This window comes from Suicoccus acidiformans (genome assembly GCF_003546865.1).
GTDB classification, from domain to species: Bacteria; Bacillota; Bacilli; order Lactobacillales; family Aerococcaceae; genus Suicoccus; species Suicoccus acidiformans.
Map to the genome: position 1 here is coordinate 2559691 of NZ_CP023434.1, position 12469 is coordinate 2572159.

Sequence of the window (12469 nt, forward strand, 5' to 3'; positions counted from 1 at the left end):
ACAAAAGAAAATGCACCAAGTGAAATAATTTCACTCGATGCATGAGATTTTAATAGAAATTCCAATATTTCTCTAATTCCCATTGGGTCACTTGTTCTTGATAGGCCTCATATTCAATGGTCTTTTCTTCAATAAAATTCCTTGAAATATGTTCTCCCATCGCTTCGAGAATAACTGGTTCATTCTCAAACTCAAAGATAGCTTCCTTAAGTGTTTCAGGTAAACGGTCAATATGTTCATGGCTACGTTCATCTTGAGTCATATCAAAGATATTTCGTTGTACAGAATGTGGTGGCACAATCTGATCTTCAATACCTTTCAAGCCTGCTGCTAACAAGGCTGCTAGTGCCAAATAAGGATTCGCGGAAGGATCCACACTGCGAACCTCAACCCGTGTTGAGTTACCTCTGGCTGCTGGAATACGCACTAAGGGACTACGATTTTGACCACTCCAAGCAATATATACCGGTGCTTCATAACCGCTAACCAACCGTTTATAGGAATTGACTGTTGGATTGACAATGGCCGTGTAACCTTTAGCGTACTTCAGTAAGCCCCCAATAAAATAATGCGCTATATCCGATAACTGATCATCAGAATTTGGATCATAAAAGGCATTGCCTTCCTCCGTAAATAGAGATACATTGAAATGCATTCCACTTCCTGCGATACCATAAATCGGTTTCGGCATAAAAGTAGCATGCAGATTATGGCGTAAAGCGACTGTCTTAACAATTAACTTGAAAATTTGGATATTATCCGCTGCGGTCAAGGCATCACTATACTTCCAATCAATTTCATGTTGGCCTGGAGCATTCTCGTGATGGCTAGCTTCAATTTCAAAGCCCAATTCTTCTAACTCCAAGACAATGTCACGGCGACATGTTTCGCCTAAGTCGGTCGGCGCCAAATCAAAATATCCTCCATGATCATTCAGATTCATACTTGGATTACCGTTGCTATCTCGTTTAAATAAGAAAAATTCTGGCTCAGGCCCTAAATTGAAAGAAGTAAAACCAAAGTCCTTTAATCGATTCAAGACGCGTTTTAAATTATTACGTGGATCGCCTAGAAAAGACAGATGGTTTTGGTCATCGACGTCACAGATAAGTGAAGCAACACGCCCCCCCTCACCATTCCAGTTATATACCAACCATGTGTCTAAATCAGGTATTAGAAACATATCACTTTCTTCAATTCGCACAAAACCATCAATGGATGACCCATCAAATCCCATTTCACCATCTAAAGCTTTCTCCAATTGTGAACGGGGAATTTCAACATTTTTTACTACTCCAAAGATATCCGTAAACATCAGTCGAATAAATCGTACATCACAGGCTTCCGCATTTTCGATAATTTCTTCTCTACTCCACTTTCTAGGACTCATCGATTTCCCTCCCATATGTTGTATTGCTTTATTATTTTAAAAGCTTTTTATATAATAGCTTATCTGGAACTAATATTCTATAATTTACTGCAAAAAAATATCTATTAATTCACCACAATAAAGTATAATTATATGTGCCAATAAATATTGTTACTTTTTTACAGATAGGTTTCAATCGAAGCTTTTTATTGTTATTTTAAATCAATTCGTTTAAACTGATAAAGTGAATTTTTCTCTACTAAAAGGAGTAAACAAAGTGAAACAGCAGAATAAAAATATATTGTCAGCTACGATAACCCTCGCTATAGCGTTACTGTCCATTTTTTTAATTTTTGCGGTACTGAGAAGCAATCAATCTGAAAATGAGATTCAACAATCTGACTCCAAGACTCTATTGCAGACTGAACCGCCCCCGTCAGAAAGCCGTCAACAGATTACTGGCTTAACTTCTGAAGAGGAGGAGCAAATACATCATAAGATGCGTAATTTTTCACTAAATAATCCTGAAAGCATTCATACTTTACAATCGCTTATCCAACCATATGCAGATGATTTACTCGCCAATCAAGCTTCTGTGCTTAATACTCTTGATATATATAACATTAATGAAGAAGATGTGAGTCAACATATTCTCCCTGATTATCCAGCCCAGTATATGAACCTAAGCCCCAAACAATTTGATGTACCTTTACTACTTCAGAAAGATCCTGAATGGCGTAATATCAAATATGGCAATGAATATTACGAACCTTTAGGGGATGCTGGTTGTGCTATATTAACTTTAGCCATGCTCGAAAGTTACTTTTCAAACAAAATAATCTTGCCGACTGATATTCTAGCCTGGAGTAAAGGGGATTATTATGTCAATAATGAAGGAACATCCTGGCTAATATTTGGTGATTTTGCTGAGGCATTTGATTATCAATTTATGAATTATGGCGGCAACTTTTATGAAGCCATGAAAGGTTTAGATAAAGGGGAGTTGATTGTTGCCTCTGTTGAACCAGGTTTTTTTACAGATATTGGGCATATTCTCTTAATTCGCGGCTACAATAATGGTAAAGTTTATGTCAATGATCCGAATGATGATTTGACTAAGATGTATAGCATTCAAGGGCTTGATGAATCGATTTTCCTTGACGAAGGCGTTAATTATTGGGGATTTACAAAATAAAAAAGAGCCAAGGAAATTTGGCTCTTTTTTATGGGTTAAATTCAGGTTGATCTGCCCTAAAAGATAAACTCGAAAATTTATTATACTCTTTCTTGAATAGTAAATTTACTGTATCTCTCGCACCACTTCTATTCTTGGCCAAAATAACTTCAACCGTATTATCAGGCATGTCGTCTTGATAAGCGTTCTGCTCTTCATCATCTTCTTTCTGATGGTAGTCTTCACGGTATAAAAAGGCAACAATATCCGCATCTTGTTCAATAGAACCTGATTCCCGAATGTCACTTAACATAGGTCTTTTATTTTGGCGATGCTCTAAACCTCTAGATAATTGCGAGAGAGCAATAACAGGAACCCCAAGTTCCTTAGCTAATTTCTTTAATTGACGGGAAATTTCTGATACTTCTTGTTGTCGGTTCTCTTTTCCAGTCCCTTCAATTAGCTGCAAGTAATCAATTACAATCAATCCCAAGTCAGGATTTTCTTGCTTAAGTCTTCGGCATTTAGCTCGGATTTCTGAAACTTTAATTCCTGCGGTATCATCAATAAAAATCGGTGCATCTTTTAATACGTCTGTTGCCACCATTAAGCTTTCCCACTCGTCTTGCGTCAATTGACCAGTTCTTAAATTGGTAGCATTTATATTGCCCTCTGCACAGATCATCCGATTTACGAGATCAACAGACCCCATTTCCAGGGAAAATACCACTACGGGAATTTTCGATTTTGTAGCTACATTCTGAGCAATATTTAGAGCAAAGGCTGTCTTACCGACTGCAGGCCTTGCAGCAATAATTATTAATTGATCGGGACGAAAACCCGTGGTTAATTTATCAAGCTCTATATAGCCACTCGGCAAACCTACTATATCTTGCTTTCTTTCAGATAATTCGACAATTCGCTCAAATGCTTCCCCGATTAACTCACGCATTGCTCTCGGTCTCGTGCTTTGACTATCATCACCGATAGATAAAATCAACTTTTCACTTTGATCAATAATATTTAAGACTTCATCGCTTTCCTCGTAGGCTAATTGACTAATCGTCTGACTCGCCGAGATAAGTCTTCTCAAAGTAGCCTTATCTCGGACAATATGAGCATAATCTTCGATGTTAGCTGCTGTCGGTGTAAATTCTGCTAAATCAAGTAAATATTCATTACCCCCAACGTTCTCTAATTGGTCATAAGAATCTAATTGATTATATAAAGTTACTAAATCAATGGAACCATTATTATCAAAAATAGTCGCCATCGCAGCAAAAATAAGCTGGTGACTTCTTTTATAGAAATCTTCTTCCTCTATTATAGCTGTGACTGTCCCCATCTTGATTGGATCTAACAGCAAAGCACCTAGAACAGATTTCTCAGCCTCTTCACTATAAGGTAAGACACGATCAAATGCTTGTTCCAATTGCTCACCTTCCTTTACATTTCACTATGTTAGCTCATCTAATATAGCATAAAAACGAAGATTTTGATAATAAAGAATTGGCTAAAATGTTTCATGTGAAACATTTTAGCCAATTCTATTACTCGCCGATTACATTAACTTTAATCGCCGCTTGAACATCTGGATGGAGTTTAATCGGTACCTCGTAATTTCCTACAGCTGATAAATTTTCTTTTAATTGTATTTTTCTACGGTCTACTTGAATATCATACTGGTCTTCTAGTTCATCGGCAATTTGCTTAGGCGTAATTGCACCAAAGAGACGACCATCTTCGCCAAGTTTCACTTTAATTTCTACAATAACATTTTCTTTTTCAATAGCTGCTTTAGTCTCTTTTGATTCTTCCAAATGTTCAGCAGCCATACGTGCTTCAGCTTTCTTTTTCGATTTTAATTGGTTTAGAGCAGCAGCGCTAGCTTCTTTAGCTAGGCCATTTTTAATTAAATAATTTCTTCCGTAACCATCTGAAACCTCAATAACATCACCTTTTTTTCCTTGTTTCTTAACGTCTTGTAATAGAATAACTTTCATAATTCTCCTCCTTATATCGCTTCAATAACTTCAATTAATTGTTGGTATGCTTCTTGGACAGATACATCGTAAATTTGAGTTGCCGCATTATTAAGATGACCTCCACCGCCAAGTTTTTCCATAATGGTCTGAACATTGATTTTTCCTAAGCTTCTTGCACTTATATTAACTTGTCCCTTATCTCTTCGATAAATGACGAAGGATGCTTCTACACCGATAATATCTAACATCATATCAGCTGTCTGCGATGGAATAATATTACTATAAATATCATTATCTTCCGCAACCGTAATAGCAGTGCCGTCTTCACGAATCTCCATCTGTTCAAGCAATTGATTCTTTTGAATAATAGATGCGTAATCTTCTTTTAAGATACGTTGAATATCATTTGTATTAGCTCCTCGTGATTTCAAATAACTGGCTGCATCAAAGGTTCGTGAACCTGTCCGGGAAGCAAAATTATTTGTATCAACAATAATTCCTGCCAACAAGGCCGTAGCCTCAAACTTACTTAGTGACTCTTCAGTATTCTGTTGATTCATGAAGAATTCCGTTATCATTTCAGATGCAGAAGAAGCATAAGGTTCAATATAGGTTAGAACAACTCTTTCTGGAAAGTCTTCACTGCGTCGATGATGATCGATAATAACAGTATCACATAGATTCAACAAGCTTTCTGCTTCGCTTAGAGACGGTCGATGATGATCTACCAATATAAGCAGAGTAGAAGCATTTACTAAAGTACTAGCTTCTTCAGGACTAATAAAAACATCTTGCATTTTTGTAGGGTTCTGTAAACTTAATAATTGAGTGATATCTTTATTCAATTTATTCTCGTTTAAGATAATATAGGCTTGTTTATTCAGTTGTTGAGTTAGCTTATAAACGCCTAAAGCAGAGCCTATTGAATCCATATCCGGAGACTTATGACCTGAAATAAGGATAACTTCGCTTTGTTGGATTGATGTTTGTAAAGCTTGGAAAACCAATTTAGCTCTTACATTAGTCCTTTTTTCACTTGGGTTTGTGTTGCCACCATAAAATCTAGCCGGACCGTCATTGGCCTTAATGACTGTCTGATCGCCACCTCTTCCTAAAGCTAACTCAAGATTTAATTGTGCTTGTTTACTTAACTCTAAGACACTATAATCATCCTCATTGGAATACGCGATACCTATACTTGCAGAAAGAGGTATGTTTCTAGCGTAAAAGTACTCTCTCAACTCATTAAAATATTGGAATTTTTCTTCTTCGAGTCGATTTAAAGATTCCTTATTCATGAGTAGAATAAAGCGTTCTTCATCTATCCGTTTAATATAAATCCCGTGTCCATTAGACCAGGCGTTTAGACGATGAATTAAATCTGCATCAATTGATGCTGCCTGATTATCATCAAGAGAATCTTGAACTTCATCATAATCATCTAGAATCAGAAAGCCGAATACAATTCGATCAAATTGACGCTGTTGCAGAATATCAGCTTCCTCACTAACGTCCATCATATATATCGCATGAACTTCTTTCTGGTGAATGACCTTAAAGGTGCATTCACCCAGGCTAACTAATTGCCATTGTTCATCACAGGATAGTTTAAGAATTTCGCTGAATATGGGATTCAATTCATCCAGACGATTACCTAAGAGATCTTCTTCGGCAAAGAAACTTTGCATAGACGGATTTAACCAACGTACTCTTAAATTATCACTATAAATAATAATACCAATAGGTGAACGAAATAGAGCATTTTCTTGAGAGTCTTTAATGTCTTTCGATAAGTCACTGGCAAGAATATTTAGATTACTTAAAATTTTATCAACATTTAAAATTATAAAAACAACTGATAGAATCAGGAGTATAAGTAACAAAACTCCAATTTGCCAAAAACGTAGTAAAGCGAATAGCATGATAAGAATATAGCTAACAACGATGATATATAATTGCCAGCGAAAATCTAAAGACTGTAATATCAGTACAAATCGCTTCAGTTTATCCTTGGAGGGCATAATTCACCTCTCTTTCTAACTTCATCCTATTTTATCATATTCATAACATTTATGCATCGTTAGAAATGTTTCACATGGAACAAAATAAAGTGGACATCCTCTCGGATGCCCACTTTACTATATTAATCTTGGACTGTAAATGGTAATAATGCCATGATACGAGCACGTTTAACAGTTGAAGTCAATGTGCGTTGGTGTTTCGCACATGTTCCTGTTACACGGCGTGGCAAGATTTTACCTTTTTCAGATATAAAGCGTTGTAAAAGTTCTGTATCTTTATAATCTGGTTGATCGATATGGTTAGCACAGAAGTGACATACGCGTCTTCTGCGTCTTCCTCCACGACGTTGAGCCATAAGTTATTCCTCCTTAATAGATTTTAAAACGGCAAGTCATCTTCTGAGATGTCGATTGGATGACCATCTTCCATAAAAGGATTACTTGATGGACTTGCATTAAAAGAATTTTGTTGTTGTGGTTCGTTATATGAAGGCTGTTGTGGCGAAGCAGTGTAATTACTCTGTGATGCGCCGTATTGATTCGAATCATATGAATTATTAGATTCCTTCGGTCTTTGTTCAGTAACTGACTTAGGCTCTAATAAATGAAACTGATCAACAACAACTTCCGTTACATAAACTCGTTGCCCTTGCTGATTTTCATAATTACGCGTCTGAATTCGGCCTTCAATCCCAACTTGTGAACCTTTACGGGTAAAGTTCGCGAAGTTCTCAGCTTGTTTGCGCCAAATAACGCAGTTAATGAAGTCAGCTTCACGTTCACCTTGTTGATTCGTAAAATTGCGATTTACTGCAATGGTAAATGTTCCCACGGCAACCCCAGACGACGTAAAACGTAAATCAACTTCTCGAGTTAAACGACCGACTAACTGGACTGTGTTCAATTTTACTCCTCCTTAAATGTTTCACGTGAAACAAATTAATCATCTAAGCGAACAACCATGTGACGTAAAATATCACGATTGATTCGAGCAAGACGATCAAATTCATCAATTGCAACGGAATCGTCTGCATTGACGTTTACAAGATGGTAAATACCTTCTTTGTAATCCTCAATTTCATAAGCAAGACGACGTTTAGCCCAATCTTTAGATTCAACGATTTCAGATCCGTTATCAGTAATAATCGCATCGAAACGTTCAACTAATTCTTTCTTATCGTCTTCATTTAAATCAGGACGAATAATATATAGAATTTCGTATTTGCGGCTCATTCTTGCACCTCCTTTTGGTCTAATTGGCTCTTTCCAGAGCAAGGAGAGTATATTCATACTCACGGTAAAATATTATAGCTTTTTTTATTCATCTAAGCAAGTTAAATTTTATTAAGAAACTTTTTTTAGATTGGAATTAAATAGAATCAAAGTAAAAATCACTAAGGAAATATATTTGAGCATATTCTTACACCTTCTGTAATTCACAATAATTAAGAGACTGTATCTTCATTCTCTGTTTCATCTGATATGTCATTCGTTCCGTCCGTTTCGTCACTTGAGACAATTAGGGTAATGGAACTTACATTTGCGCCTTCGTCTAGGCGAATAACACGTACACCTTGAGTTGCTCTTGATGTTTGGGAAACATTGTCGGTCTTTAAGCGAATGGCTACTCCTTCATCTGTCATAATCATGAGATCTTCTGTGCCATCTATCGCGACAATTCCCGCAAGTTTTCCGTTCTTATCCGTAACATTAACAGTGCGAACTCCCACACCACCTCGATTTTTAGGGGTATATGCTTCAGCAGGAGTCCGTTTACCGTAGCCTTTCTCTGTCACAATCAGAACTTCTTGATCCCTTGTTAACGTCGCGGCTCCCACGACATAATCATTTTCTTTAAGACGAATGCCTCGAACACCCGTGGCTGTGCGACCCATCGCCCGAAGTTGGTTTTCCCTAAAGGTCATAGCATTCCCATCATGAGTTCCAATAATAATTGTTTGTTCTCCGTTTGTCTCTAAAACTTCGACTAAGGTATCGCCTTCTTTAATATTAATCGCGATAAGTCCACTATTGCGCACATTATAATATTCGCTAGCCTGAGTACGCTTAGCTGTACCGTCTCGGGTTATAAAGACGAGGAAGCGATTATCAGCCTTCCCTTGTGCCTCATCCTCTTGGTTAACTGCGATAACTGTTTTAACAATCTCGTCTTTTTCAATTTGGATTAAATTAACAATAGGCAGCCCCTTAGCAGCCCTGCTATATTCTGGTATATCGTATCCTTTAGCAGTATAAACTTTGCCTTTATTGGTAAAGAATAGTAGCGTATCATGTGTAGAACAAGAGACTAGATTTTGTACTGCGTCATCATCGGCTACTCCCATTCCTTTAACACCTCGGCCACCACGTTTTTGAACATTGAATTCATCATCAGTCATACGTTTAATATAGCCGTTGGTCGTCAAGGCAATTAGAATATCCTCTTCAGGGATTAAATCCTCATCGTCTATATCGACTAATTCGCCTCCCCGGATTTCAGTTCTGCGACCGTCATCGAATCGTGTCTTGATTTCGATTAATTCATCTTCGATAATCTCAAATATCCGTGTTTCACTTGCTAAAATCTCTTCTAAGTGCTTAATAAGCTCCTTGAGGTCATTGTATTCAGCCTCAATTTTATCTCGTTCCAGTCCAGTTAAACGGACAAGGCGCATATCGAGAATTGACTGAGCTTGAATATCTGTCAATTGGTAATTTTCTATCAAGGAATTTTTAGCTGTGTCAGGATCAGCTGATGATCGAATAATATTAATGATTTCGTCGATATGATCTAATGCGATCCGTAAACCTTCTAAGATATGCGCCCGGTCTTCTGCTTTTCGTTTCTCGTAAGCAGTTCTTCTGCGAATCACTTCGACTTGATGTGCTAAATATTTCGATAGAATATCTTTTAAATTCAGAATTTTAGGTACACCGTGGTCAATGGCTAACATATTAATCCCAAAAGAAACTTGCATCTGAGTGTACTTAAATAGATTATTTAAGACGACACTTGCACTTGTATCTCTACGTATCTCTACAACGATACGCATCCCTTCACGGCCTGATTCATCGTTGGCATAGGTAATCCCTTCAATTTTCTTCTCACGGGCCAATTCAGCAATACGTTTCACTAGATTAGCCTTATTGACCCCATAAGGAATTTCACTAATCACTATTCGTTCGCGATCATTGCTAATTTCTTCAATTTCTACCTTACTTCGGACAATGATTTTACCTTTCCCTGTCTCGTAAGCTTTGCGAATGCCAGCTTTGCCCATAACAATGCCACCCGTTGGGAAATCTGGACCAGGTAGGTACTCCATGAGTTCTTTAACACTAATGTCCGGTCGATGCATCAATTGAACTAAAGCATCCGTTACTTCACCTAAATTATGCGGTGGAATATTTGTTGCCATCCCTACAGCAATTCCCGCTGCTCCGTTGACTAAGAGATTAGGAAATCTGGCAGGTAATACAACGGGTTCGGTTTCCTCTTGGGAATAATTCTCCTGAAAGTCAATCGTATCCTTATTGATGTCACGCAACATTTCTAGGGCAATTTTGCTCATTCGGGATTCCGTATACCGCATCGCCGCTGCTCCATCACCATCGACAGAACCAAAGTTCCCGTGGCCATCGACGAGCATTTGCCGATAGCTAAATGGTTGGGCCATACGGACCATTGCTTCGTAAATTGCCAAGTCGCCGTGTGGATGGTATTTCCCCATAACGTCCCCGACAATACGAGCAGATTTTTTGTGTGGTTTGTCAGGTGTCACACCTAATTCGCTCATTCCATAAAGAATCCGCCGCTGCACTGGTTTTAAACCATCGCGTACATCAGGCAGTGCGCGTGAGACAATAACACTCATGGCATAATCAAGGAAAGAAGTGCGCATTTCTTTAGGCAAATCTACAATTTCATACTCTCGGTGATTTGCACCAAATTCTTCACTCATTAATTCTTAACCCCTTCTTTTTTTAGATTAGATGTCTAAATTCTGTACATAAACCGCGTTCTCTTCAATAAATTCACGACGAGGTGGTACATCATCTCCCATTAACATAGACATCACTATGTCTGCTTCCTCCGCATCCTCAACAGTAACTTTTAATAAACGGCGATTTTCTGGATTCATCGTGGTCTCCCACAACTGCTCATAATCCATTTCACCTAAACCTTTATATCTTTGTAGACGATACTTTGCATCTGGATTTTCTTTCTGCCATCTTACTAACTGTTCGTCGGAATCTAAGTAAATCTCTTTCTTACCATGTTTGATCTGATAAAGCGGTGGTTGAGCGATGTAAACATAGCCTGCATCGACTAAAGGTCGCATATATCGGTATACTAAAGTCAGTAACAAGGTACGAATATGAGCTCCGTCCACGTCCGCGTCGGTCATGATAATTAATTTATGATAACGAGCTTTCGAAACATCGAACTCTGAACCGAAACCTGTGCCCATAGCTGTAAATAGAGATCGAATTTCTTCATTATTTAGAATACGATCCATGGATGCTTTTTCTACGTTCAGAATCTTCCCTCGAATTGGCAAGATAGCTTGGTACATTCTAGAGCGACCTTGTTTAGCTGATCCACCAGCTGAATCACCCTCAACGATAAATAATTCGTTCTTTTCGGGATTGCGACTAGAACAATCTGCTAATTTACCCGGGAGATTGGCTATTTCGAGACCAGATTTTTTGCGAGTCATTTCCCGAGCACGCTTGGCTGCTGTTCTTGCTTGCGCAGCTAAGATTCCCTTATCGACAATTTGTCTGCCGATTCTTGGATTTTCTAAAAGAAAGGTATCCAAAGCTTTAGAGAATACGCGGTCAACAATTGATCTGACTTCAGAATTGCCTAATTTTGTTTTGGTTTGGCCTTCGAATTGTGGATCTGGGTGCTTCACAGAAATCACTGCAGTGAGTCCTTCGCGCGTATCTTCACCTGTTAAGTTGTCACTATTCTCTTTAATAATATTCTGTTTGCGTCCATATTCATTAATCACCCGGGTAAGCGCAGCTTTGAAACCTGATTCATGTGTGCCCCCTTCATGGGTATGGATATTATTCGCAAATGAAAGTAGGCTAGTATTGTAGCTTGTTGTGTACTGTAAGGCTATTTCAACCGTAATGTCGTCCTCTTCGCCTTCAAGATGAATCACTTGGTCATGTAGGCTTTCGCGGTCTTCGTTTAGGAATTCAACATAAGATTGAATTCCTCCTTCATAGTGATAAGAATGCTTATTCTCTCGCTCTTCTCGGCGATCTTCAATTGAGATTTCAAGTCCTCGGTTCAGGAAAGCTAATTCTTGGATTCGCTCACGTAAGGTTTCATAACGGAAATCAACGGTGTCGGTAAAGATGATTGGGTCTGGAATGAAATTAACTTTTGTTCCTGTGTTTTCTACTTCCCCAATCACTTCTAATTCTTGGCTCACTTTACCGCGTTCAAACTCAATATGGTAGAGTTTACCGTCGCGTTTCACTTCCAAGGTAAGATTCGTCGTTAAAGCATTCACAACAGCTGCCCCCACACCGTGTAAGCCACCTGAAACTTTGTAGTTGCTATCGTCAAATTTACCCCCAGCATGAAGGACGGTATAAACCGTTTCAATGGCTGGACGGCCTGTTTTGGGTTGGATATCAACAGGTATCCCGCGGCCGTTATCAATAACAGTGATGCTATTATTGGCCTCAATGATAACTTGAATAAAATCACAGTAACCTGCTAAGGCTTCATCAATCGCATTATCCACGATTTCCCATACTAAGTGGTGTAAGCCATCGACACTGGTCGTTCCGATATACATGCCGGGACGTTTGCGAACTGCTTCAAGTCCTTCTAATACTTGAATATGACTAGCATCATATTGATTCTTTGACTCTTCTGTCATTCTATCTTACTCCT

General features: G+C 38.3%; 10 protein-coding genes. 1 reads left to right on the forward strand and 9 read right to left on the reverse strand.

The features are described from left to right. Nucleotides 1-49: 49 nt before the first annotated feature. Nucleotides 50-1390, reverse strand: a complete 1341-nt coding sequence (gene glnA / locus CL176_RS12090) for a type I glutamate--ammonia ligase (protein WP_118991519.1) — start codon at nt 1388-1390, stop codon at nt 50-52. Between the two features lie 256 nt (nt 1391-1646). Between glnA and CL176_RS12095 the strand changes: the two genes are divergently transcribed. After that, nucleotides 1647-2564: a C39 family peptidase gene (locus CL176_RS12095; RefSeq protein ID WP_118991520.1), complete on the forward strand. Its 918-nt coding sequence runs from the start codon at nt 1647-1649 to the stop codon at nt 2562-2564. Nucleotides 2565-2592: 28 nt separating this feature from the next. On the opposite strand, the gene dnaB is transcribed toward CL176_RS12095, so the two are convergent. The 8 genes from dnaB to gyrB form a co-directional block, all read right to left on the reverse strand. After that, nucleotides 2593-3975, reverse strand: coding sequence for a replicative DNA helicase (gene dnaB / locus CL176_RS12100; RefSeq protein WP_118991521.1), 1383 nt, complete (start codon nt 3973-3975; stop codon nt 2593-2595). Nucleotides 3976-4093: 118 nt separating this feature from the next. Next, a complete protein-coding gene (gene rplI, locus CL176_RS12105) occupies nt 4094-4546 on the reverse strand; it encodes a 50S ribosomal protein L9 (protein WP_118991522.1) in 453 nt (150 codons plus the stop codon). An 11-nt stretch (nt 4547-4557) separates the two neighbouring features. Further along, on the reverse strand, nt 4558-6549 hold the full coding sequence (locus CL176_RS12110; protein ID WP_118991523.1) for a DHH family phosphoesterase: 1992 nt from the start codon (nt 6547-6549) through the stop codon (nt 4558-4560). 122 nt (nt 6550-6671) lie between these two features. Further along, the gene (gene rpsR / locus CL176_RS12115) at nt 6672-6905 is read right to left on the reverse strand and encodes a 30S ribosomal protein S18 (protein WP_118991524.1); all 234 of its coding nucleotides are present in this window, start codon (nt 6903-6905) and stop codon (nt 6672-6674) included. A gap of 23 nt (nt 6906-6928) precedes the next feature. Next, a complete protein-coding gene (gene ssb / locus CL176_RS12120) occupies nt 6929-7453 on the reverse strand; it encodes a single-stranded DNA-binding protein (RefSeq protein ID WP_118991525.1) in 525 nt (174 codons plus the stop codon). Nucleotides 7454-7488: 35 nt separating this feature from the next. Beyond that, nucleotides 7489-7782 carry a 30S ribosomal protein S6 gene (gene rpsF, locus CL176_RS12125; RefSeq protein ID WP_118991526.1) on the reverse strand — a complete coding sequence of 98 codons (294 nt, stop codon included), beginning with the start codon at nt 7780-7782 and terminating at the stop codon, nt 7489-7491. A 212-nt stretch (nt 7783-7994) separates the two neighbouring features. Continuing rightward, nucleotides 7995-10511 carry a DNA gyrase subunit A gene (gene gyrA, locus CL176_RS12130; protein WP_118991527.1) on the reverse strand — a complete coding sequence of 839 codons (2517 nt, stop codon included), beginning with the start codon at nt 10509-10511 and terminating at the stop codon, nt 7995-7997. A gap of 27 nt (nt 10512-10538) precedes the next feature. After that, nucleotides 10539-12455 carry a DNA topoisomerase (ATP-hydrolyzing) subunit B gene (gene gyrB / locus CL176_RS12135; RefSeq protein WP_118991528.1) on the reverse strand — a complete coding sequence of 639 codons (1917 nt, stop codon included), beginning with the start codon at nt 12453-12455 and terminating at the stop codon, nt 10539-10541. Nucleotides 12456-12469: the final 14 nt, after the last annotated feature.